This window comes from Streptomyces sp. S4.7 (genome assembly GCF_010384365.1).
GTDB lineage: Bacteria > Actinomycetota > Actinomycetes > Streptomycetales > Streptomycetaceae > Streptomyces.
In genome coordinates, this window is record NZ_CP048397.1 from 5,805,177 (window position 1) to 5,827,700 (window position 22,524).

17 protein-coding genes are annotated in these 22,524 nt (G+C 71.4%); 13 read left to right on the forward strand and 4 right to left on the reverse strand.

Features of this window, described 5'->3' with window-relative positions:
• Positions 1 to 14 precede the first annotated feature (14 nt).
• From SSPS47_RS25890 to SSPS47_RS25900, 3 genes are all read left to right on the forward strand, one after another.
• Entirely contained in the window at positions 15 to 674 is a 660-nt protein-coding gene (locus SSPS47_RS25890) for a histidine phosphatase family protein (RefSeq protein ID WP_164253064.1), read from the forward strand.
• 12 nt (positions 675 to 686) lie between these two features.
• Entirely contained in the window at positions 687 to 1,634 is a 948-nt protein-coding gene (locus SSPS47_RS25895; RefSeq protein WP_164253065.1) for an ADP-ribosylglycohydrolase family protein, read from the forward strand.
• A gap of 467 nt (positions 1,635 to 2,101) precedes the next feature.
• Positions 2,102 to 3,775, forward strand: coding sequence for a DUF4173 domain-containing protein (locus SSPS47_RS25900; protein WP_239065047.1), 1,674 nt, complete (start codon positions 2,102 to 2,104; stop codon positions 3,773 to 3,775).
• Positions 3,776 to 3,890: 115 nt separating this feature from the next.
• On the opposite strand, the gene SSPS47_RS25905 is transcribed toward SSPS47_RS25900, so the two are convergent.
• A complete protein-coding gene (locus SSPS47_RS25905) occupies positions 3,891 to 5,444 on the reverse strand; it encodes an MFS transporter (RefSeq protein ID WP_164253067.1) in 1,554 nt (517 codons plus the stop codon).
• 132 nt (positions 5,445 to 5,576) lie between these two features.
• Between SSPS47_RS25905 and SSPS47_RS25910 the strand changes: the two genes are divergently transcribed.
• The 3 genes from SSPS47_RS25910 (at position 5,577) to SSPS47_RS25920 (ending at position 7,860) form a co-directional block, all read left to right on the forward strand.
• Positions 5,577 to 6,203: a TetR/AcrR family transcriptional regulator gene (locus tag SSPS47_RS25910; protein WP_164253068.1), complete on the forward strand. Its 627-nt coding sequence runs from the start codon at positions 5,577 to 5,579 to the stop codon at positions 6,201 to 6,203.
• Between the two features lie 161 nt (positions 6,204 to 6,364).
• Positions 6,365 to 7,075, forward strand: a complete 711-nt coding sequence (locus tag SSPS47_RS25915) for a ribonuclease HII (protein WP_164253069.1) — start codon at positions 6,365 to 6,367, stop codon at positions 7,073 to 7,075.
• A 149-nt stretch (positions 7,076 to 7,224) separates the two neighbouring features.
• Complete coding sequence (locus SSPS47_RS25920; protein WP_147878160.1) at positions 7,225 to 7,860, forward strand: hypothetical protein; 636 nt, start codon at positions 7,225 to 7,227, stop codon at positions 7,858 to 7,860.
• A gap of 132 nt (positions 7,861 to 7,992) precedes the next feature.
• Here the strand turns inward: SSPS47_RS25920 and SSPS47_RS25925 are convergent, their stop codons facing one another.
• The gene (locus SSPS47_RS25925) at positions 7,993 to 8,619 is read right to left on the reverse strand and encodes a hypothetical protein (RefSeq protein WP_164253070.1); all 627 of its coding nucleotides are present in this window, start codon (positions 8,617 to 8,619) and stop codon (positions 7,993 to 7,995) included.
• Positions 8,620 to 8,848: 229 nt separating this feature from the next.
• Positions 8,849 to 11,020 carry a RecQ family ATP-dependent DNA helicase gene (locus tag SSPS47_RS25930; protein WP_164253071.1) on the reverse strand — a complete coding sequence of 724 codons (2,172 nt, stop codon included), beginning with the start codon at positions 11,018 to 11,020 and terminating at the stop codon, positions 8,849 to 8,851.
• Positions 11,021 to 11,130: 110 nt separating this feature from the next.
• On the opposite strand from SSPS47_RS25930, the gene SSPS47_RS25935 reads away from it, so the two are divergent.
• The 6 genes from SSPS47_RS25935 (at position 11,131) to SSPS47_RS25960 (ending at position 19,604) form a co-directional block, all read left to right on the forward strand.
• Positions 11,131 to 12,501, forward strand: a complete 1,371-nt coding sequence (locus SSPS47_RS25935; protein ID WP_164253072.1) for a DUF4192 domain-containing protein — start codon at positions 11,131 to 11,133, stop codon at positions 12,499 to 12,501.
• A gap of 476 nt (positions 12,502 to 12,977) precedes the next feature.
• Positions 12,978 to 13,742 carry an NUDIX domain-containing protein gene (locus tag SSPS47_RS25940; RefSeq protein ID WP_164253073.1) on the forward strand — a complete coding sequence of 255 codons (765 nt, stop codon included), beginning with the start codon at positions 12,978 to 12,980 and terminating at the stop codon, positions 13,740 to 13,742.
• Between the two features lie 139 nt (positions 13,743 to 13,881).
• Positions 13,882 to 15,627 (forward strand): ATP-binding cassette domain-containing protein, encoded by a 1,746-nt coding sequence (locus SSPS47_RS25945; protein WP_164255011.1) that lies wholly within the window; start codon positions 13,882 to 13,884, stop codon positions 15,625 to 15,627.
• 158 nt (positions 15,628 to 15,785) lie between these two features.
• Positions 15,786 to 16,673 (forward strand): FadR/GntR family transcriptional regulator, encoded by an 888-nt coding sequence (locus tag SSPS47_RS25950; RefSeq protein ID WP_187280358.1) that lies wholly within the window; start codon positions 15,786 to 15,788, stop codon positions 16,671 to 16,673.
• 391 nt (positions 16,674 to 17,064) lie between these two features.
• On the forward strand, positions 17,065 to 18,612 hold the full coding sequence (locus tag SSPS47_RS25955) for an RNA polymerase sigma factor (protein WP_078079424.1): 1,548 nt from the start codon (positions 17,065 to 17,067) through the stop codon (positions 18,610 to 18,612).
• 143 nt (positions 18,613 to 18,755) lie between these two features.
• On the forward strand, positions 18,756 to 19,604 hold the full coding sequence (locus tag SSPS47_RS25960; RefSeq protein ID WP_164253074.1) for a serine protease: 849 nt from the start codon (positions 18,756 to 18,758) through the stop codon (positions 19,602 to 19,604).
• 118 nt (positions 19,605 to 19,722) lie between these two features.
• On the opposite strand, the gene SSPS47_RS25965 is transcribed toward SSPS47_RS25960, so the two are convergent.
• Positions 19,723 to 19,953 carry a hypothetical protein gene (locus tag SSPS47_RS25965; protein WP_023538184.1) on the reverse strand — a complete coding sequence of 77 codons (231 nt, stop codon included), beginning with the start codon at positions 19,951 to 19,953 and terminating at the stop codon, positions 19,723 to 19,725.
• 430 nt (positions 19,954 to 20,383) lie between these two features.
• On the opposite strand from SSPS47_RS25965, the gene SSPS47_RS25970 reads away from it, so the two are divergent.
• Complete coding sequence (locus SSPS47_RS25970) at positions 20,384 to 22,510, forward strand: DNA topoisomerase IV subunit B (RefSeq protein ID WP_164253075.1); 2,127 nt, start codon at positions 20,384 to 20,386, stop codon at positions 22,508 to 22,510.
• Positions 22,511 to 22,524: the final 14 nt, after the last annotated feature.

Below are 22,524 nucleotides of genomic sequence, written 5' to 3' on the forward strand. Positions count from 1 at the left end.
TCTAGGGTCGACCCATGGTGAGACCGCGACGCATCGTCCTAGTCCGGCACGGCGAGTCGGAGGGCAACGCCGACGACACCGTGTACGAGCGTGAGCCCGACCATGCCCTGGGGCTCACCGAGAGCGGATGGCGCCAGGCCGAGGAGACCGGTGCGCGGCTGCGCGAGGTGTTCGGCCGCGAGCGGGTCAGCGTGTACGTGTCGCCGTACCGCCGCACCCACGAGACCTTCCGCGCCTTCGGCCTCGACCCGGAACGGGTCCGGGTGCGCGAGGAGCCCCGGCTGCGTGAACAGGACTGGGGCAACTGGCAGGACCGCGAGGACGTACGGCTCCAGAAGGCGTACCGCGACGCCTACGGGCACTTCTTCTACCGCTTCGCGCAGGGCGAGTCCGGTGCGGACGTGTACGACCGCGTCGGCGCCTTCCTGGAGAGCCTGCACCGCAGCTTCGAGGCGTCCGACCATCCCGCGAACGTGCTGCTGATCACCCACGGGCTGACCATGCGCCTCTTCTGTATGCGCTGGTTCCACTGGTCCGTCGCCGAGTTCGAGTCGCTGTCCAATCCGGGCAACGGGGAGTCACGGACGCTGCTGCTCGGCGAGGACGGGCGGTACACGCTGGACCGGCCGTTCGAGCGCTGGCGGACCCCCGAGCCGTACGGGATCACCGGTTAGAGTGAAGAAGCGATGACCGCTGACAACACACCCCCTCCGTCCGACCCGAACCCGTCCGACCTGCCACCGCCGGACGCCCGCTTCCGGCGCGCCCTGGCCAGCCTGCGCGGGCTGTCCGTCGGGGACGCCCTCGGCTCACAGTTCTTCGTCCCCGTGAACTATCCGCTGCTGAAGCGGCGCGAACTGCCGCCCGGCCCGTGGCAGTGGACGGACGACGCCGAGATGGCCACCTCGGTCCTGGCCGTCCTCGCCGAGCACGGACGCGTCGACCAGGACGCGCTCGCCCGCTCCTTCGCCGCGCACCACGACTTCGACCGCGGTTACGGCCCCGCCGTGAACCGCATGCTGCGGCTGATCAGGGAGGGCGGCGACTGGCGGGAACTGGCCTCCGGACTCTTCAACGGACAGGGCTCCTGGGGCAACGGCGCCGCCATGCGCATCGCACCGCTCGGCGCCTGGTACGCCGACGACCCCGAGCAGGCCACGCACCAGGCGGAGATCTCCGCGTACACGACGCACCAGCACCGCGAGGCCGTGGCGGGCGCCATGGCGGTGGCCGCGGCGGCCGCCATCACCGCCGGCCCCGCCGGACCGCCCGCGCCGAAGGACCTGCTCGACGGCGTCGTCGCGCTCGTGCCCCGCAGCGCCGTGGGGGCCGGACTGCGCCGGGCGCGGGACATGCTCGACTACGACGACGCGGCGACGGTCGCGGCGGTGCTCGGCAGCGGCCGTCGCACGACGGCGCACGACACCGTCCCGTTCGCCCTCTGGTCGGCGGCGCGTTCGCTCGGCGACTTCGAGCGGGCCTTCTGGACCACGGCGCAGGTGGGCGGGGACGTCGACACCAACTGCGCCATCGTCGGGGGAGTGGTGGCTTCGGTAAGTGCCGGCGCACCACCGGCGCGGTGGCTGGAGCAGACGGAAGCGCTGCCCGACTGGCTGCCGGCCGGACCGCACTGAGCGCGTCGCTTCCTGAAGAGGACGAACGAGCGCCGTCCGAACGAGAGACCTCTGTAGGAGGCGCTCCTTCTTCTACTGTCACGGTCCCGCCACAGACTCGCTCCGGAAGTGGCGGCTCCACCGCCTGACGCTAGCCTCGGCCCATGCCGCCGCGTTGATCATCGACGGGCGTGCGCCTACGTGAGCCCGGGATCCGCGCGCCGCCCTGTCGCCGTGCGCATGGCACCGGGCGGTGAGGGGGGCCAGTGTCAGACACATCGTCGAATTCGAGTGGGACGCCGGAACCGGCATCGGCCGGGGAACCGGAGTCAGCTCCGTCGCGCGAGCGGGAGCCACGGCAGAAGCGGGGCGAGCGGAGCCAGCAGGGGCCGCGGTCGCAGCGGCCGGGGGAGTCACCGGAGACGTCGCAGCCGCGCGAAGCCGCTCCGGATGAGGACGTACGGGACGCGGTGCCGCACCCGCGCCGCGTGCCGGCGCACACGGGAGCCCCGGCGCGCGCCGGTACGGCGTCGCCGACCCGGGCCGCGCCGACGCACACCGGACGCCGCCCGCAGCAGCGTCCGGCTCACCCGACGCAGCCGGCCAACTGGCAGCAGTGGCAGCCGGCCCCGCACGAACCTCCCGTCTGGATCGGCGAGATAAGCTCCGACGAGCCCGCCCCCATCCGTGTCGCCACCCTGTGGTGCGTCGCCGTCACCGGTCTGCTCAGCGCGCTGCTGCTCGGCGACGGGCTCGGACTCAACCTCCTGATCGTCACCGTGCCCGCCGCCCTCGCCGCGTACTTCGCCGCGCGGGAGGCCGGACGGCGACCGCGTCCGTGGACCCTGGTCTGGGCCGTCGGCGGCGTCGCGCTGCTCTCCGTCCCCGCCCTGCGCGACGCCGGGTGGCCGACGTTTCTCGCCGTGGCGTCGGCGCTGGGGCTCGGTTCGCTCGCCCTGCACGGCTGCCGTACCTGGCTCGGTGTCGTCCTCGGCCCGCTCGGGCTGTTCGGCTCGCTCGGCACGGGTCTCTTCTGGGGCGTCCGGGGCGTACGCGAGCGCGCCGAGGGCTCGCGCGGCCGGTGGGCACCCGTCCTCCGTACGGCGGCGGTCGCCGTCGTACTGCTGATCGTCTTCGGCGCGCTCTTCGCGAGCGCCGACGCCGCCTTCGCCGATCTGCTCGGCGGTCTGACACCCGACGTCTCGGTCGCCGACGGACCGTGGCGCACGCTGCTGTTCGTGGTCGGCGTCGTCGGGGCGCTCGCCGCCGCGCACACGGCCGCGGCGCCGCTGCGCTGGGACCGCATCACCGTGAAGCAGGGGGCTCCGCGCGGCCTGGCCGAGTGGGCGCTGCCGCTGATCGTGCTCAACCTGCTGTTCGCCGTCTTCATCGCCGTGCAGCTGACCGTGCTGTTCGGCGGCTACGACAAGGTCCTGAGCGAGACCGGCCTCACCTACTCCGAGTACGCCACACAGGGCTTCTGGCAACTGCTCGGCGCCACCCTCCTCACCCTGCTGGTGATCGGTCTCGCGCGCCGCTGGGCACCGCGCGACGGCGCCCGTGACCACACGCTCGTGAACGCCGTGCTCGGCGTCCTGTGCGTCCTCACACTGGTCGTCGTCGCGTCCGCGCTGCGCCGCATGGACCTGTACGTCGACGCGTACGGTCTGACGCGGCTGCGCGTCTCGGTGGCGGCGATGGAGCTGTGGCTCGGACTCGTGATCGTCCTGATCATGGCCGCGGGCGCCTTCGGCGGACGCTGGCTGCCGCGCGCCGTCGCGGTCAGCGGTGCGGCGGGCGTCCTGGTCTTCGGTCTGATCTCGCCGGACGCGCTCGTCGCCGAGCGGAACGTCGAGCGTTACCGGACCTCCGACAAGATCGACATCAACTACTTCCAGCAGCTCTCCGCCGACGCCGTACCGGCGCTCGACACGCTCCCCGAGCCCTTGCGTTCCTGTGCGCTGGAGGGCATCGAGCGGGATCTGGGCGGCGCGGACGAGCCGTGGTACGCGACCAGTTGGGGTGAGTCGCGGGCCAGGGAGATCCTCGACGAGCGGCCGATCGATCCTCGGTGGGAGGCGTGCTCGACGATGAGCCGGCCCAACGATTCGGGCGGCGGGCGCGACTCGTACGACAGCGGGGGCACCGGCGACGGCCTCTGAGAGGGCCCCTCGCCCGCAGGACGCGTCGACGGCCCCCTGTGGGCCCACTCCCCGGCCCGCCGCCTCCGCCTCCTACGGACGGGACGTCCTCCCCCGGGGGATGTCCCGTACGTGTCTACGCCACCGGCCCCGCCGTGCCCGCCTTGCCGCTGAGCGCCTCCAGGTCGCTCTTGCGTACGCGCACCACCAGCGTCGCCGTGAGCAGCGCGAGGACCACCATGCCCACGGCGGCCGTGAACGCGGTCGAGATGCCCTGCGTCAGCACTTCGTGGCCCCAGCGTCCCGGCAGTTCGTGGGTCGCGGCGAACTGCGCCTTCTCCGCCGGGGACGCCTCCGCCATGAAGGACGGCAACTGCTTCCCGGCCTCGTCGCGGCTCGCCGTACCGAAGACCGTGACCAGGATGGACAGCCCCAGTGAACCGCCCACCTGCTGGCTCGCGTTGAGCAGACCCGACGCGGCGCCCGCCTCGTGCTGCCCGACCCCGGAGACCGCCGTCAGCGTCAGGGTCACGAAGTTGAGCCCCATGCCGAAGCCGAACAGCACCATCGGTCCGAGCACGCCGCTCAGATACGAGCTGTCCGGAGTGATCAGCGTCTGCCAGAAGAGACCCAGACCCGTGATGGTCGCGCCGACGACCATGAACGGCTTCGGGCCGAGCACCGGCAGCAGCCGCTGCGACAGGGCCGCGCCCAGGCCGATCGCGAGGGTCACCGGCAGGAACGCGAGGCCGGACCGGATCGGGCTGTAGTCGAGCACGTTCTGCACGAACAGCACGATGAAGAAGAACATCCCGAACATGGCGGCGGCCAGGCTCAGCATGATGACGTAGGTGCCCGACCTGTTCCGGTCGGCGAACATCCTGAGCGGCGTGATCGGTTCCTTCGCCCGCGACTCGACGACGCCGAAGGCGGCGAGCAGGACGACGGCCGCGGTGAAGGAGCCGATCGTGAGCGAGTCGCGCCAGCCTTCCTCCGAGGCCCGGATGAATCCGTAGACGAGCGAGGCCATGCCGAGCGTGGACGTCGCGGCGCCGGAGATGTCGAAGCGGCCGGGGTGGCGCTTCGACTCGGTGATGTACATCGGGGTCAGGACGGCGATCAGCACGCCGATCGGTACGTTGACGAAGAACACCCAGCGCCAGTCGAGCCATTCGGTGAGCATCCCGCCGGCCAGCAGGCCGAGGGCGCCGCCGCCCGCCGAGACGGCGGCGAAGACTCCGAAGGCCCTGTTGCGGGCCGGCCCCTCGGGGAACGTCGTGGTGATGAGCGCGAGCGCGGTGGGTGAGGCGATGGCACCGCCGATCCCCTGGATCGCGCGGGCGGCGAGGAGCTGCCAGGGTTCCTGGGCGAAACCGCCGAGGAGCGAGGCGAGGGTGAAGAGCAGGATGCCGGCCATGAAGACGCGGCGCCGGCCGAGGATGTCGCCCGCGCGGCCACCGAGGAGCAGCAGGCCGCCGAAGGTGAGTGTGTAGGCGCTCAGGACCCAGGAGAGGTCCGTGGTGGAGAAACTGAGCGCATCCTGGATGTGCGGGAGCGCGATGTTCACAATGGTCGCGTCGAGCACGACCATGAGCTGACAGGCTGCGATGACGGCCAGCGCGATCCCGGGCCGTCCCTCCCGGCGGGCCGCACCCGGCTCGCGTTCCGCTTCGAGTTGAGAGGTTGTCACTACGAGAGTCCCCCAAGTGAATTAGTGAACGCGAGCGTTCACTGTGTCGTCCACGGTAGTGAGTCCCCGTCAGTGAACGCAACCGTTCACTGAAGCTGCCGTCTGAATCTTTGCCTCATGGAGACATGCCTGATGGTTACTTCACGCTCGGCGGCCACCGCTCGGTCGCGGACGGTGGTGCCGCGACGTCGAGGTCCAGTGCTGGAACGCGCGATTCTCGACGCCGCGTTGGAGCAGTTGAGTACGGTCGGCTGGGCCGGCCTGACGATGGAGGGCGTCGCCGCGGGGGCCCAGACGGGCAAGGCCGCGGTCTACCGGCGGTGGCCTTCCAAGGAGGATCTCGTCGCCGACGCGCTGGCGGCGGGGCTCCCTCCACTGGAAGACGCCCCCGATCTGGGCGGAATCCGCGACGATCTCTACGAGTTGACCCGGCTGGTCCGGGACGCCATGTACTCCCGGCCCGGGTTCGCGCTCCGCGCGGTGCTGCACGAATGCGACCAGTCGGCCTCCGAGCGTTTCCAGGCGCTGATCACGAACGGTGTGATCGAACCGTCGGCCAATCTGTTCGGGGAGGTTGTGCGCCGCGGTATCCGGCGAGGTGACGTACGGCCCGACGCCACCGGCTCGATGGTCTCCGACGTCATCCCGGCGGTGCTGATGTACCGGTCGAAGGTCTGTGGCAGTCAGTGGCCCGACGAGGAGCTCGCGCGGCTCATCGACGACGTGATGCTGCCGCTGCTCCGGTCGTCGTCCGACTGACGCCACGGTCCCGGGCGTCGCAGGTCGTCCTGCAACCGGGCGCCGAGGGCGTGTTGGGGGCGTGCGGCGCCGGGTGCCGGGCGGGCGGCTCGGGCGGTCGCGTACGGCCGGGGAACCCGGGGTGTCGCGCGGGAAAGCGGCGGCGTAACCTGGATGACGCCATGCCGTACGAACCACCCACCCACGCAGTGGAGCGATCGCTCCGCGCCACCACCGGTGCCAGGATCATCGCTGGTGTCGACGAGGTCGGACGCGGAGCGTGGGCGGGACCGGTGACGGTCTGCGCGGCCGTCACCGGTCTGCGCCGGGCCCCCGTCGGGCTCACCGACTCCAAGCTGATCACTCCCAAACGCCGTGCCGACATGGCGCTGGAGCTCGAGTCGTGGGTGACCTCGCACGCCATAGGGCACGCCTCGCCGGAGGAGATCGACGACCACGGGATGACCGCGGCCCTGCGACTCGCCGCCGAACGCGCCCTGGACGCGCTGCCGGTGCGGCCCGACGCCGTCATCCTCGACGGCAAGCACGACTACCTCGGCAAGCCCTGGCAGGTCCGGACGGTCATCAAAGGCGACATCTCGTGCGTCTCGGTGGCCGCCGCGTCGGTGCTCGCCAAGGTGCGCAGGGACGCCATGATGGCCGAACTGGGCGCCACGTCCGAGGAATGCGACGGCTTCGCCTTCCACGACAACGCCGGATATCCCTCGCCGGTGCACAAGGCGGCGCTGGCGGAACGGGGGCCGACCTCGCACCACCGGCTCTCGTGGTCCTATCTCGACGGGCTGCCCCGGTGGCGCCATCTCAAGAAGATCCGTATCCCCGCCCAGGCGGAGCTACTGGAGAGCGAGGGCCAGCTCGGCTTCGACTTCTGACCCGCACGACCTGACGTGACCGGCCTGTCCGGTTTCTGACGGATACGGCCCGTGCACCGCCCCGGCCGTACTCGGCAAGCGCAACGTATGGGCACAGATGTGCCCACCCGCCGGTGACTTGCGCGCCGGCGTTTGATAGACATCCACCCATGCCTCTCACTCCCGAGGAGCCTCAGATTCACGAGAGCGCCCAGGGTCCCCGCGCCACTCCGGCCACCGGCCGCACCGCGCCGACCCCCCGTCCCGTACCCGGCCCGCGTCCCGTTCCCGGGCCGCGGTCCGCGGCCACACCACGTCCCGGGCATCCGGGCCGCGGTCCCGCGAGGCCCGCACCGCCGGAGCCCTCGCAGGTCCCCGCCGAACGGCCCGCCGCCGTCCCGCAGGAGACCCGTTCCGTCCCCCAGGTCCAGCTGATCCCCGCCTCGGTGGACGGCGCGCTGGACGCGGCCGAGGAAGCCGTCGACCTGCTGCTCGACTCCGGTCGCGCGCCCGGCGACATCCTCGTGCTCACCACCGGCGAACAGCACCCGTGGGCCACGCACGAACTGTCCTTCGGCGCCGTGTCCTACTGGGACCAGCACGACACGGGCGAGGACGTGTTCTTCGCGGACGCCTCGGCCGTGGACCGCGCCAAGGCGCGGCCCGTGGTCGTCGTCGCGCTCAACGGTGGTGACGACAGCGCCGTCGCGCGTGTCCTGCCCACGGCGCGGGAGCGGGCCGTCGCGCTGCTCGTCGTGTGCGGTGACCCGCAGCGGGTCAACTCCGTGCTCGGCGCGGGCGTCTAGACAGGGATCCCACCGGGTCGCGCGGCACACGGCCTGCGGGCCGTTCGGCCGCGCGACCCGGGCCGGCCCCGCGGTCGGCGCGCCCGGCTGCCCCTTCCGGGCGGCCGGGCCGAAACCCGTGGACACGACGGGTCAGCGGGCCGCCACGCGCCGCAACGCCTCGACCGCGCCGCCACCGGAACGCAGCGGCGCGGGAGCGGAGTCGGACACCGCCTCGGCGAGATCTTCGGGCGCGGACTCGGAGTTGGGCCGACGGCCGCCCCGCCCTTCGCCCAGTACCTGCCAGCCGCCACGCGTCAGCGTGATGTACGCGCCGCAGCGCAGACCGTGCAGCGTGCAGGCGTCCCGCAGCCCCCACATCCAGGCCCCGTCCTCCTCCGTCCAACGCTCGTCGCCGTCGCGGCAGTAGAGGAGCACGGCGGTGCGCACCGGCGTACGGCGGCGCAGATCGTGCGGGATGACCCGGCGCAGGTGCGCCAGCAGGGCGTTTCGGAACTCCCATCCGTCGACCGGCACGGCCCGTGGGGCGAACGAGGCGCTGGCGGCGAGGCGTTCCTCATGATCGAGGACTCCGACGACGGCGGTCGCCGGAGTCGGCCGGTGCCGGGAGTGCAGCCCGCTGACGACCTCGCGGGGGCTACGGAGCAGGGGTATCCCGGCCGCCGCCCACTCGGCGGGCTCCAGCATCCTGGCGAGGCGGGTGACGGAATCGGCTGTCGTGATCGATGAGGCTGCGGACGGAGCGAATCCGAAGGTCACGTTCCTCCCTTCGCATACGCGCCCACAGTGCGGGCAGGGGCGGGTGAGGCGCGCCGGGGCACGGTCCATCCGGACCGCGGACGATCCGACCGTGCGGGGGGCGTCTCCAATTCTTGCGGGCACTTGGGCAGGCGGCAACGAGCAATTGCCGCCGCTGACCGGAATGATCGGTAATGACGCTGATATCCCTGCCTTAACCCTGCCCACCCGGGGTCCCGCTGATACGTGGTCACGTCTGAACGGCGAGCACCAGTGGGAACACCCCTTCGGCCCCGGCCCTGCGCAGCAGCCGGGTGGCCACGGCCAACGTCCAGCCGGTGTCAAAGAGATCGTCGACCAGCAGGACGGGACCCGCGGCCGAGGTCAGAGCCTCGGCCAACTCCGGTGACACGGTGAACGCCTCGTGCAGCGCCCGGACCCGCTGGGCGCTGTTGGTGCGGGAGATACGCGTTCCCTCCGCGCCCGGCGCGTACTCGACCGTGCCCAGCAGCGGCATCCGGCCCACCTCGGAGATCCGGCTGCCCAGGGACCCCACGAGTTGGGGCTTGCTCCGCGAGGCGACGGTCACGACGCCCACCGGGCGCGCCGGAGCGTCGTCCAGTCCGGACGCCCAACCGCCGGGCCCCTTGGCCCAGTCGGCGAGGACGCTCACCACGGCGTCCACCACGTCGCCGGGGACGGGGCCGTCCGGTGACTGGGGTGCGAGCATCGGGCGCAGCCTGTTGCCCCACCCGATGTCGGAGAGCCGACCCAGCGCCCGGCCGGGGAAACTCCGCTCACCGGCGGGGACACGACCCCTCAGATCGACACCCACGGCGGTCAGCCCGGTCGGCCACATCTTGCGCGGCTCCACGTCCACCCCGGGCCTGCCCAACTCGCCCCGGGCGGCGTCCAGTGCGCCACCGGAGACCTTGTTCGTGAACCGCGCCCCCGCGCAGTTGTCACACCGGCCGCACGGCGCGGCCTCCTCGTCGTCCAGCTGGAGCCGCAGGAACTCCATCCTGCACGCCGTCGTCGTCGCGTAGTCCCGCATGGCCTGCTGCTCGGTCTGCCGCTGGCGCGCCACCCACGCGTACCGCTCCGCGTCGTACACCCAGGGCTGTCCGGTGCTGGTCCAGCCGCCCTTCACCCGGTGCACCGCGCCGTCCACGTCGAGCACCTTGAGCATCGTCTCCAGCCGTGTGCGCCGCAGCTCGACCAGCGGTTCGAGAGCGGGCAGCGAGAGGGGCCGGTCCGCCTGCGCCAGGACGTCGAGCGTGCGGCGGACGAGCTCTTCGGGCGGGAAGGCGACGGAGGCGAAGTACTGCCAGATGGCCTCGTCCTCCTTGCCGGGGAGCAGCAGCACCTCGGCGTGCTCGACTCCGCGCCCGGCACGGCCCACCTGCTGGTAGTAGGCGATGGGGGAGGAGGGGGAGCCGAGGTGGACGACGAATCCGAGGTCGGGCTTGTCGAACCCCATCCCCAGCGCGGACGTGGCGACCAGCGCCTTGACGCGGTTGGCGAGGAGGTCCTCCTCGGCCTGCTGCCGGTCCGCGTTCTCCGTGCGGCCCGTGTACGACGTGACCGTGTGGCCGCACTGGCGGAGATAAGCGGTGACTTCCTCGGCCGCCGCGACCGTCAGGGTGTAGATGATCCCGGAGCCCGGAAGCTCGACCAGATGATCGGCCAGCCAGGCCAGCCGGTGCGCGGCGTCCGGCAGCCTGAGCACGTTGAGACTCAGACTCTCCCTGTCCAGTGCTCCGCGCAGCACGAGTGCGTCGGTCCCCGCTCCGGTGCCCAACTGGTCGGCGACGTCGGCCGTCACCCGCGCGTTCGCCGTGGCCGTGGTGGCCAGCACAGGGACGCCGGACGGCAGCTCGGCGAGCATCGTGCGCAGTCGCCGGTAGTCGGGGCGGAAGTCGTGGCCCCAGTCGGAGATGCAGTGGGCCTCGTCCACCACCAGCAGGCCGGTGGCCGCCGACAGGGCGGGCAGGACCTGGTCGCGGAAATCGGGATTGTTGAGCCGCTCGGGGCTGACCAGCAGCACGTCGACCTCACCGGCCGCCACCTCGGCCTGAATCGTCTCCCACTCCTCCGAGTTGGACGAATTGATCGTGCGCGCGCTGATTCCCGCGCGGGCGGCGGCCTCCACCTGGTTGCGCATGAGCGCGAGCAGCGGGGAGACGATCACCGTCGGGCCGCTGCCCCGGGCGCGGAGCAGGGATGTCGCGACGAAGTACACGGCGGACTTGCCCCAGCCCGTCCGCTGCACGACGAGTGCTCTGCGTTTGTCGGCGACGAGCGCTTCGATGGCCCGCCACTGGTCCTCGCGCAGGCGGGCGGCGCCGGTGGCGTCACCGACGAGACGGGCGAGGACGGAGTCGGCCGAGGCCCGGAGATCCGCACGTTCTGCGTTGGTCATGTGCCCATGCAACCTGATGGCTCGGGCAAAGCGCGAATGCCGGAGCCGACCTGTGGATAACGTTATCCACAGGGGTCGCGGGATTCTGGCTTCCGCGGGACGGTCGGGGCATGAACAAGCACAGCGAACCGACCCGTCCCGCCGACGAGCAGCAGGTCACCCTGCGCAGCCCCGCGGAACTCGCCGATGCCCTGCCATTCCTGCTGGGCTTCCACCCGTCCGACTCGATCGTGCTCGTCGCGCTGCACGGCGACGAGGGCCGTTTCGGCGGGCGGCTGAGGCTCGGAATCCCGCGCACGCCCCGTGAATGGGCGCCCGTCTCCGAGCAGCTCGCCGACTGCCTGGTGGAGGGGAGCCTGCGGCGTGGGTCCCGTCCGGACGGGATCGTCGCCTTCCTCTGCCAGGACCCGGAGGACGGCGACACGGGCCGTGGTGTGCGCGACCGGCTGCATCCGCTCGCGCAGTTGATCCGCACGAGCTTCGGCCGGCTCGACATCCCCGTGCACGAGGTGCTCTGCATTTCCGACGGCCGTTTCTGGTCATACTGCTGCCCGGACACCCGCTGCTGCCCGCCCGAGGGCACGGTGCTGGCGCTGCCGGGCACATCCGTGATGGCCGCGGCCTCCGCCTACGCGGGGATCCAAGTACGCGGATCCCTGCGGGAGATGGAGGCGCGACTGGAGCCCTGGCGCGCCCCGGCCGAGAAGGCGGCCAAGCAGGAACAGGCGCTGGACGAGGCCGCGGGCGCTCTGGTGCCGATGATTCTGGGCGGCGGGAGCCGCGAGCAGGTCGGAGAGTCCACGCTCCGGTCCGCGCGCGGTCTCATGGACCGGCTGGCCCAGACGCCGCCCGCGCCGCCGCGCCGGAAGGGGGCGGGGCGGGTGGGCGCCGACGTCGGCGACGGCACGGACGTGGGGGACGACCGGCTCATCGCCGACGACGAGGCGGCGGCCGTCATCATCGGCCTTCAGGACCGGGAGGTCCGCGACCGGGCGGCGCAGTGGATGGAGGGCCCCGACGCCGAGCCGGCCCTGCGGCTCTGGCGGGCCCTGGCCCGTCGCTGCGTCGGTTCCTACGCGGAGCACGCGGTGGCCCCGCTCACCCTGGCGGGCTGGGTCGCCTGGTCCTGCGGGGACGAGCCGGCGGCCCGGGTCGCGCTGGGGCTCGCGCTGCGTCTCGACCCGACGTACACCTTCGCCCAACTCCTCCACCAGGCATTCAACGAGGGGCTGGACCCGGAGACGCTCCGGCGCTGTATGCGGGCCCAGGACATGCCACTCGCGGGCCCGCAGCCCCGCGCGACGCGGAGCTCCACGGCGAAGCAGGCCAAGAAGGCGGTGAAGCGGGCGGTGAGGAACGCGACGATCAAGAAGATGACGACCCCGACGGTGCCGTCACCGAGGACCCGTCCCGGTACCCCGGCGGCACGCGCTCGGGCAGCCGGCCGCAGTGAGCGGCGCGGTACCAAGAGCGACAGGTGACAGGGGGAGCGGAGCCTGCCTCGGTGCGCTGAGCGAGAGAGGCGACCGCACCTGCCGAGGGCCGTACGGGTGGGGCTTTCGCGGCGCACCCGGCCCGTCCTTCTCGCCACGGCGGGAGCGCCGTTGTCGGAGCCGTCGACGTTCGCGGGTCCTCCCCGAGAGCGGCCAAGCGGACGTGTGGGGGTCGTGCGGTGGCGACGAGTGGTGCGCTCCGCCTCCGTCACCGCGAACGGCGCCTCCCGGTGGGTCTCGGCGGGTGTGCCCGCCGGGCTTGACGGAGGAAGGCCGGCGGGGGTGCTCGGAGCCGCCCCGGCCGGTGCCCCCGGCCGCCACCCGGCCCTGGCGCACGGCCCTCGTGCTCACTTTCGGGATTCGAAGAAAGGGTGGGCCGGAATCGAGCCGCGACAGGGGGAAGAAGTCGGCGGACCTGACGGGAACGGGTGTTTATCGTCAGGCAGACGACTAAGATCACGGGCATGTCGCCCTACGACCCGTCGGCTTACCCCGCGTTCGCAGTCACCGTCGACCTGGTCGTGCTCACCGTGCGCCGCCATGTCCTGTGCGCGCTGGTCGTACGGCGGGGTGAGGCACCCTTCCAGGGGCGCTGGGCGCTGCCCGGCGGCTTCGTCAAGGGCGATGAGGATCTTGGCGCGGCGGCGGCGCGCGAGCTGACCGAGGAGACGGGACTGTGCGCGCACGACCCGGCGTCGCCCGCTCCCGCGAACGGCGCCCATCTCGAACAGCTCGCCACCTACGGCGACCCGGCGCGCGACCCCCGGATGAGGGTGGTCAGCGTGGCCCATCTCGCGCTCGCGCCCGACCTTCCCGCGCCCCGCGCGGGCGGTGACGCCAACAGTGCCCGCTGGTCACCCGTGGACGCGCTGCTCAGCCACGAGGGCGGGGCGGGCCGGGACGGCGAACAGCCCGCGCCGCTCGCCTTCGACCACGCGCGCATTCTCGGCGACGGGGTGGAGCGGGCCCGTTCCAAGATCGAGTACTCCTCCCTGGCCACCGCCTTCTGTCCCGCGGAGTTCACGGTCGGTGAGCTGCGCCGGGTGTACGAGGCGGTGTGGGGCGTCGCGCTCGACCCCCGTAACTTCCACCGCAAGGTGACGGGTACCCCAGGCTTCCTGGTGCCGTCCGGCGGCACCACCACGCGTCAGGGCGGCCGGCCCGCGCAGTTGTTCCGGGCCGGCGGGGCCACCGTGCTCAACCCGCCGATGCTGCGCCCCGAGGTCTGAGCCCACTCGCCGACGGGCGGGCTCGCCCCACCGGACACCCGGCGCCGCGACGCTGCGCCACAAGTCGGACATGTCGCGTTATCTTGCTGCGGTACCCACACTGCCGCCGAGCGGTCTCACCCTCCCCGCGAGAGAAGCGATGCTCCAGGCCATCGGACTCACCAGCAGCCCCCACCGCGACCTCCCGCCCGCCGTGGACGATCTGACCTTCGAGGCCCCCGCCGGCGCCGTCACGGCGCTGCTCGGCGCCGAGGGCGCGGGCAAGACCACCGCCCTGCGACTGATGCTCGAACTCGAATCCGGCCGGGGAATCACCTACTTCCGAGGCCGGCCGCTCCACCGCATCGCCCACCCGGCCCGCGAGGTCGGTGTCCTGCTCGGCGACGTGCCCGGACACCCCGCGCGCAGCACCAAGGGGCAGCTCCGCATGCTCTGCGCCGCGGCGGGTGTCCCCGCCGCGCGCGCCGACGACCTGCTCGAACTGGTCGGTATCGGCGCCCTGCGCGACGAACCGCTCGGAGCCCTCTCCCTCGGCATGGACCGCCGACTCGGCCTCGCCGCCGCCCTGTTGGGCGACCCGCACACCCTCGTCCTCGACGAACCCGCCGCCGGTCTCTCGCCCCGCGAGAACGGCTGGCTGCACGGACTGCTGCGGGCGCACGCGGCCCATGGCGGCACCGTTCTCTACACCACCGATGATCCCAAAGAGGCGGCCCGCACCGCCGATCGCGTCGTCACCCTCGACGAAGGCCGTCTCGTCGCCGACCAGGACATCGCGGACTTCGCCCGGACCCGGCTGCGCCCGCGCGTCGTCGTCCGGACCCCGCACGCGGCCCGCCTCGCCGACGCGGTCAACCGCGAGGCGCGCGCGGACCGCCGCTCCGTCGAGGTCGTCACCGACAGCGGCGGCCGGCTCACCGTCTTCGGCAGTGACTGCGCCGAGTTGGGCGAGACGGCCTTCCGGCACGGCATCCTCGTCCACCAACTCGCCGACGAGACCGGGGACACCGGCCCGCCGGCCCCCGTGGACCCGCCGGCGCCCTCGGAGGCGCGACAGGCGCCCTCGCGGCCCGACACCGACCTCCTGCCGCCCCCACTGTCCGCGCGGCCCGTGCGCAGCCCCCTGCGCCCGTTCCGGTACGAGCTGCGCCGCTTCCTCGGCGTACGGACACCCTGGCTCGTCGCCGCCGTCGTTCTGGTCGCCTCCGTCGCGCTGAGCCTGCCGCTCGCCCGTGCCGGCGACACCCCGCTGCCCGGCCTCCTCGCGGCTTGGCCGGGATTCCTGCCGCTGCCACCCGCCGCCCTGGGCGCCGGCCTGCTCGGGGCCTTCGCCTTCGGCGACGAGTACCGCTATCCCGCGCTCGCCGCGGGACGCGGCACCGTTCCGCGCCGTCTGGGCCTGCTGCTGGCCAAACTCACCGTCACCGCCGCGGCGGCCCTGCTGCTCGCGGCTCTCACCGTCACCGCCGACGCGCAGGCGATGAGACTGGTGTACGGCGGGGGAACGGACGTGGTGCCCCCGGACTGGCCCGCGCTCGTGGTCAGTTGGGCGGGGCTGACCGTCGGCTGCGCCTGGGCGGGTCTGCTCGGGGCCGGTATCTTCCGCGTCACGGGCGCCGGTGTCGCCGCGGTGCTCGCCGTACCGGTCGTCGTCGTTCCCCTCGTACAGAAGGGGCTTGCCGTTCCGTCGGCGCGTTCGATCGTCGGACTCCCGGGCAGATTGCGTGAACTGGCCTGGCCGCACTGGCCGGAGGCGGTCGACCGCTGGCTGGTGGCGACCGGTCGGGTCGTCGCCCAGCCCGTGGGGACGGCGCTGGCGCTGTCGTTGTCCGCCCTGCTCTGCGCGTATCTGTTCACCAGCCTTCGTCGCAGGGCCCGTTGGTGATCGCCGAGTGACTGGACCTGTCGTACTGCCCATAACTCCCTGATTGCGCCCACTTCTTTACGATAAGTCGTCAATCGAAGGGCGGGCGCCGATCACCCTTTCGTGTGCTTTTCACCAAAGACCTCAAGGGGCCGTGGAAGGGAGCCGACAAAGGATGCGTGAGTACCCTTGCGCACACCATGATGACCGCCGCCCGCGCCGTCGACTCAGGCCTGCCGGCCCCGGGCGGAATCGACCGCTACCCCTACGCGGAGGCGCCCGGCGCCGACCGCCTTCCCGCCCCCTCCTGGGACGGCGGGGACAACGAGCTGGGCCGGGTCGGCAGGCGCTCGGCGGGCAGCCGGGGCCGTGGACTGCACGGCCAACTCGTCCAGCAGCTCGGCCAGATGATCGTCTCCGGTGACCTGGGCGCCGACCGGCCGCTCGTACCGGAGGAGATCGGACAGCGCTTCGAGGTCTCCCGCACGGTGGTCCGCGAGTCGCTGCGCGTCCTGGAGGCCAAGGGCCTCGTCAGCGCCCGTCCCAATGTCGGTACCCGGGTCCGGCCGGTCAGTGACTGGAACCTGCTGGACGCCGACATCATCGAGTGGCGGGCGTTCGGCCCCCAGCGAGACGACCAGCGCCGCGAGCTGAGCGAGTTGCGCTGGACCATCGAGCCGCTCGCCGCGCGGCTCGCCGCCGGCCACGGACGTGAGGACGTCCAGCAGCGGCTGGCCGACATGGTCGAGATCATGGGGCACTCCATCGCCCAGGGCGACTCGATCACGTTCTCGCGCGCCGACGCCGAATACCACTCCCTGCTGATCCAGCTCGCGGGCAACCGGATGCTGGAGCACCTTTCGGGGATCGTCTCCGCGGCCCTCCAGGTCTCCGGCGGCCCCGTCACCGGCTGTGACCGGCCCACCGACGCGTCGCTGGCGCACCACGCGCGGATCGTCGAGGCCCTGGCGGCCGGCGACGGTCAGGCGGCCGAATCCGCCATGCGGCAGCTTCTGATGGTCCACCCGGAAGTGGAGCGTGTCGTTCCCGCGCCCCGCGAGCACTGAGGGCGCCACCGGGGTACCACCGTGGTGCTGAGGGCGAGTCCCGCGGTGCCGAGCAGGAAGACGAAGGTCAGGACGGACGGGGGCGTGTACGCGTCACGTGCCGCCGGACCCACGGGCCCGGCGGCACTAACGTGGGATAAGGCCCTTCTGGTTGTTTTGCCGTAAATGGGGTGTGACTCGGGCCACGTGGATTGGGCGTAACACTCCACGAGGCAGGGCGATGACCTAAGAGGTGACAGCCGCGGAGGGAATAGCGCCACGAAGGGTGGCGCTGTATCCAGCTCCGAGGTCCAGCCCGCGCCGTCGGCACATCCCCAGTCGACGGTCGTCGGCTCCGCCCCGACCCCGGGGGGGAGCCGGAAGCCGTTTCCATCGTTCCGAGAGGTTGTTCGTGTCGGCCAGCACATCCCGTACGCTCCCGCCGGAGATCGCCGAGTCCGAGTCTGTGATGGCGCTCATCGAGCGGGGAAAGGCTGATGGGCAGATCGCCGGCGACGACGTGCGTCGGGCCTTCGAGGCTGACCAGATTCCGCCAACCCAGTGGAAGAATGTTCTGCGCAGCCTCAACCAGATCCTCGAGGAAGAGGGTGTGACGCTGATGGTCAGTGCCGCGGAGTCGCCGAAGCGCGCCCGCAAGAGCGTCGCTGCGAAGAGCCCGGCGAAGCGCACCGCCACCAAGACAGTCGCCGCCAAGACCGTTCATACGAAGACAGTCGCGGCCACCGCCGCCCCGGCGGCCGAGACCGTCGAGACTCCCGGCGACGAGACTGCCGCGCCCGCCAAGAAGGCCGCGGCCAAGAAGACCGTGGCCAAGAAGGCGGCGGCGAAGAAGACCGCCGTCAAGAAGGTCGCGGCGAAGAAGACCGCCGGCAAGAAGGACGCCGACGAGGCCGCCGACGGCGAGGAGACGCCCGAGGAGGTCCAGGCCGGCAAGGGCGAGGAGGAGGAGACCGAGGGCGAGAACAAGGGCTTCGTCCTCTCCGACGACGACGAGGACGACGCGCCGGCCCAGCAGGTCGCCGTCGCGGGTGCCACCGCCGACCCGGTCAAGGACTACCTCAAGCAGATCGGCAAGGTCCCGCTCCTCAACGCCGAGCAGGAGGTCGAGCTCGCCAAGCGCATCGAGGCGGGTCTGTTCGCCGAGGACAAGCTGGCGAACGCCGACAAGCTCGCCCCCAAACTCAAGCGCGAGCTGGAGATCATCGCCGAGGACGGGCGCCGCGCCAAGAACCACCTGCTGGAGGCCAACCTCCGACTGGTGGTCTCGCTGGCCAAGCGCTACACCGGCCGCGGCATGCTCTTCCTGGACCTGATCCAGGAGGGCAACCTGGGTCTGATCCGCGCGGTCGAGAAGTTCGACTACACCAAGGGCTACAAGTTCTCCACGTACGCCACCTGGTGGATCCGGCAGGCGATCACCCGCGCCATGGCCGACCAGGCCCGCACCATCCGTATCCCGGTGCACATGGTCGAGGTCATCAACAAGCTCGCGCGTGTGCAGCGCCAGATGCTCCAGGACCTGGGCCGTGAGCCCACCCCGGAGGAGCTGGCCAAGGAGCTCGACATGACCCCGGAGAAGGTCATCGAGGTCCAGAAGTACGGTCGCGAGCCGATTTCGCTGCACACCCCGCTGGGCGAGGACGGGGACAGCGAGTTCGGTGACCTCATCGAGGACTCCGAGGCCGTCGTCCCGGCGGACGCGGTCAGCTTCACGCTTCTCCAGGAGCAGCTGCACTCGGTGCTCGACACGCTCTCCGAGCGTGAGGCCGGTGTGGTCTCCATGCGCTTCGGTCTCACCGACGGCCAGCCCAAGACGCTGGACGAGATCGGCAAGGTCTACGGCGTGACGCGTGAGCGCATTCGTCAGATCGAGTCCAAGACGATGTCGAAGCTCCGCCACCCGTCACGTTCGCAGGTTCTGCGCGACTACCTGGACTAGGCGGTTTCTCCGGCACGGCACAGCCCTTCCTGAGGGCCCGCATCCCGACCGGGATGCGGGCCCTCAGGCGTTTCGGGGATGCGTTTGTCGGCTCAATGGGTGACTCTGTGTCAGTAGGAGTCACCGGAGAGTCAGGAGCCCGTATGCGTCGCCCTATTGCCCGAGTGCTCACGGCAGGACTGGCCACGATCGCCGCGGGGGCGGTGCTGCCGCTCGTCTCCCCCCTGCCGGCCCACGCGGACCGGGTGGTGGTGGGCGGGGAGCCGGCGCCGGCCGCCGAGACTCCCTGGGTCGTGGCTCTCTCCAGCCGGGAACGGTTCGGGGACACCCGAGCGGGTCAGTTCTGCGGCGGCGTGGTCGTGGCGCCGACGAAGGTGCTCACGGCCGCGCACTGCATGGGCAGGGACGTGCTCGGGGTGAAACCCGAGGACGTGACGGATCTGCGGGTCATCGCGGGCCGGGAGCGGCTCACCGGGAAGGGCGGCAGGGAGGTCCGGGTGGGTTCCGTACGGATCGACCCGGCGTACGACCCCGGGACCCATGCCTCGGACCTCGCGGTGCTGACGCTGGCGCGGGCGCTGCCCGCGAGGTACGCCATCCGGCCGGCCGATCCGGGCGGGCAGGCCTCGGCTCCGGGCGCCGCGGCGAAGGTCTACGGCTGGGGCGACACCACCGGCGAGGGCAAATACGCCTCCGCGCTCCGCTCCGCCCCTGTGACGGTCCTGGCGGACTCGGAGTGCGTGCGGGCCTACCCCGGGGGCTCAGGGGGCCGCTACGACGTCGCCACGATGCTCTGCGCCGGCGATCCCGAGGGCGGGCACGACGCCTGCCAGGGCGACAGCGGCGGGCCGCTCGTCGCCCGTGGGCGCCTCATCGGGCTGGTCTCGTGGGGGAGCGGCTGCGGGCGGGCCGGGAGTCCCGGGGTCTACACGCGGATCACCTCGGCGGTCGACCAGGTCGCCGGAGCGACCGGGGGGCGCCGTCCACGCTGAGGCCTCGGGGCCCACGCCGCGGGCGGCCACGAGAACGGGCCGCCATCCCGGTTCAGCTGGGGTGGCGGCCCGTCGGCCGGTCCTGGATCGGCCCTTGGCTCGTCGTGGATGCGAGGTGTCAGTGTTCCTCTTCACCGGCGGCGGCCTGCACGGCCGTCAGTCGGTCGGTCTCATCCTGTATTTCCGCGGCGATCTTCTTGAGTTCCGGCTCGAACTTACGTCCGTGGTGGGCGCAGAAGAGCAGTTCACCACCGCTGGTCAGGACGACGCGCAGATATGCCTGGGCGCCGCAGCGGTCGCAGCGGTCAGCGGCCGTCAGCGGGCTCGCGGGGGTCAGAACAGTAGTCACGTCGCCTCTTCTCTAGCTCGACGAGCTGTCGTACCAGGGTCAACATCCAACCAGGCCGAAAACGTTCCCGCTCGCGGCCATTCCTCGAAACTTCTTCCCGGGGCGGCTGTCTGCTGCCGGTTGGCGGCGAATGAGCCGTATTGCTTCGCTTTACGGTTTCGCGTTGCTTGTCAGGGTCGATCCTCCCGGCTGGCTTGCCGGTTGTTCATGAGGACGTGCCCGGAGCCTAAATGGTTCATGCCTGGAAGGGAACGTGATGTGTGCTTCACTCCATCGAGGGATCGAACACTCATGCGAGCCTCGGTTAGCATGAGAATTCAATAGGGTGGCGTTACAACGGCTCTACCAGGCCTCTGTACCCTCTGAGCGGCGACCGATGCCGGGCCTTACCCACTGGGCCAGATTTCAAATTCAGCGAGGAGCGAACCGCGTGACCGCCGAGACGTCCGTGCCGTCCAGTGCGCTGCTGACAGCAGATCGTGACGGTTCCAACTACACCGCGCGGCACCTGCTCGTCCTTGAGGGGCTCGAGGCGGTCCGGAAACGGCCCGGCATGTACATCGGGTCGACCGACAGCCGCGGTCTGATGCACTGCCTCTGGGAAATCATCGACAACTCGGTCGACGAGGCCCTGGGCGGCTACTGCGACCGTATCGACGTCACGCTCCACGAGGACGGCTCCGTCGAGGTCAAGGACAACGGTCGCGGTATCCCCGTCGACGTCGAGCCGAAGACCGGTCTCTCCGGCATCGAGGTCGTCATGACGAAGCTGCACGCGGGCGGCAAGTTCGGCGGCGGCTCCTACGCGGCCTCCGGCGGTCTGCACGGCGTGGGTGCCTCCGTCGTCAACGCGCTCTCCTCCCGGCTGGACATCGAGGTCGACCGCAACAGCGCCACGCACGCGATCAGCTTCCGTCGCGGCGTCCCCGGCATCTTCACGGAATCGGGCCCCGACGCCCCCTTCGACCCGGCGAACGGGCTGCTCAAGGGCAAGCGGGTGCCCAAGACGCGCACCGGCACCCGGACCCGCTACTGGGCGGACCGGCAGATCTTCCTCAAGGACGCCAGGCTGTCGCTGGAGACCCTGCACCAGCGGGCCCGCCAGACCGCCTTCCTCGTCCCCGGCCTGACCATCGTCGTGCGCGACGAGCGCGCCGCCGGCGAGAGCGAGGGCAACGGCACGATCGAGGAGACCTTCCACTACGACGGCGGGATCAGCGAGTTCTGCGAGTACCTGGCGCAGGACAAGGCCGTCTGCGACGTGCTGCGGCTGACCGGACAGGGCGTCTTCAAGGAGACCGTGCCCGTCCTGGACGACCGCGGGCACATGACGCCCACCGAGGTCACCCGCGAGCTGGGCGTCGACATCGCCCTGCGCTGGGGCACCGGCTACGACACCACGATGCGTTCCTACGTCAACATCATCGCCACCCCCAAGGGCGGCACGCACATGACGGGCTTCGAGCGCGCGGTGACCAAGACGGTCAACGAGGCGCTGCGCTCGGCGAAGCTCCTGCGCGTCGCCGAGGACGACGTCGTCAAGGACGACGCCCTGGAAGGTCTCACGGCCGTGGTGACGGTACGTCTCGCCGAGCCCCAGTTCGAGGGGCAGACCAAGGAGATCCTGGGGACGTCGGCGGCCAACCGGATCGTCGCGGGCGTCGTCTCCAAGGAGCTCAAGGAGTTCCTGACCTCGACCAAGCGCGACGCCAAGGCGCAGGCGCGCGCCGTGCTGGAGAAGGCCGTCGCCGCCGCCCGTACGCGCATCGCCGCCCGTCAGCACAAGGAGGCCCAGCGCAGGAAGACGGCGCTGGAGACCTCCTCGCTGCCGGCCAAGCTCGCCGACTGCCGCAGCGACGACGTGGAGCGCAGCGAGCTGTTCATCGTCGAGGGCGACTCGGCGCTCGGTACGGCCAAGCTCGCCCGGAACAGCGAGTTCCAGGCGCTGCTGCCGATCCGCGGCAAGATCCTCAACGTTCAGAAGTCGTCCGTCTCCGACATGCTGAAGAACGCCGAGTGCGGCGCGATCATCCAGGTCATAGGAGCGGGGTCGGGCCGGACGTTCGACATCGACGCCGCCCGCTACGGCAAGATCGTGCTGCTCGTCGACGCCGATGTGGACGGCGCCCACATCCGCTGTCTGCTGCTGACGCTGTTCCAGCGCTACATGCGTCCGATGGTGGAGGCGGGCCGGGTCTTCGCGGCCGTTCCGCCCCTGCACCGGGTGGAGCTGGTGCAGCCCAAGAAGGGCCAGGACAAGTACGTGTACACGTACTCGGACAACGAGCTGCGGCAGACACTCCTGGAGTTCCAGCGCAAGAACGTGCGCTACAAGGACTCCATCCAGCGCTACAAGGGCCTCGGCGAGATGGACGCCGACCAGCTGGCCGAGACCACGATGGACCCGCGCCACCGCACGCTGCGGCGGATCAACATCGGGGACCTCGAATCGTCCGAGCAGGTATTCGACCTGCTCATGGGCAACGAGGTCGCGCCGCGCAAGGAGTTCATCACCAGCTCGGCCGCGACGCTGGACCGCGCCAGGATCGACGTCTGATCCACGACCGCACG

Bases quoted from the DNA above. Each gene is read 5' to 3' on its own strand.
- SSPS47_RS25890 (WP_164253064.1), top strand. From the start codon at position 15: ATGGTGAGACCGCGACGCATCGTCCTAGTCCGGCACGGCGAGTCGGAG.
- SSPS47_RS25895 (WP_164253065.1), top strand. From the start codon at position 687: ATGACCGCTGACAACACACCCCCTCCGTCCGACCCGAACCCGTCCGAC.
- SSPS47_RS25910 (WP_164253068.1), top strand. From the start codon at position 5,577: ATGGTTACTTCACGCTCGGCGGCCACCGCTCGGTCGCGGACGGTGGTG.
- SSPS47_RS25915 (WP_164253069.1), top strand. From the start codon at position 6,365: ATGCCGTACGAACCACCCACCCACGCAGTGGAGCGATCGCTCCGCGCC.
- SSPS47_RS25920 (WP_147878160.1), top strand. From the start codon at position 7,225: ATGCCTCTCACTCCCGAGGAGCCTCAGATTCACGAGAGCGCCCAGGGT.
- SSPS47_RS25930 (WP_164253071.1), bottom strand. From the start codon at position 11,020: ATGACCAACGCAGAACGTGCGGATCTCCGGGCCTCGGCCGACTCCGTC.
- SSPS47_RS25935 (WP_164253072.1), top strand. From the start codon at position 11,131: ATGAACAAGCACAGCGAACCGACCCGTCCCGCCGACGAGCAGCAGGTC.
- SSPS47_RS25940 (WP_164253073.1), top strand. From the start codon at position 12,978: ATGTCGCCCTACGACCCGTCGGCTTACCCCGCGTTCGCAGTCACCGTC.
- SSPS47_RS25945 (WP_164255011.1), top strand. From the start codon at position 13,882: ATGCTCCAGGCCATCGGACTCACCAGCAGCCCCCACCGCGACCTCCCG.
- SSPS47_RS25960 (WP_164253074.1), top strand. From the start codon at position 18,756: ATGCGTCGCCCTATTGCCCGAGTGCTCACGGCAGGACTGGCCACGATC.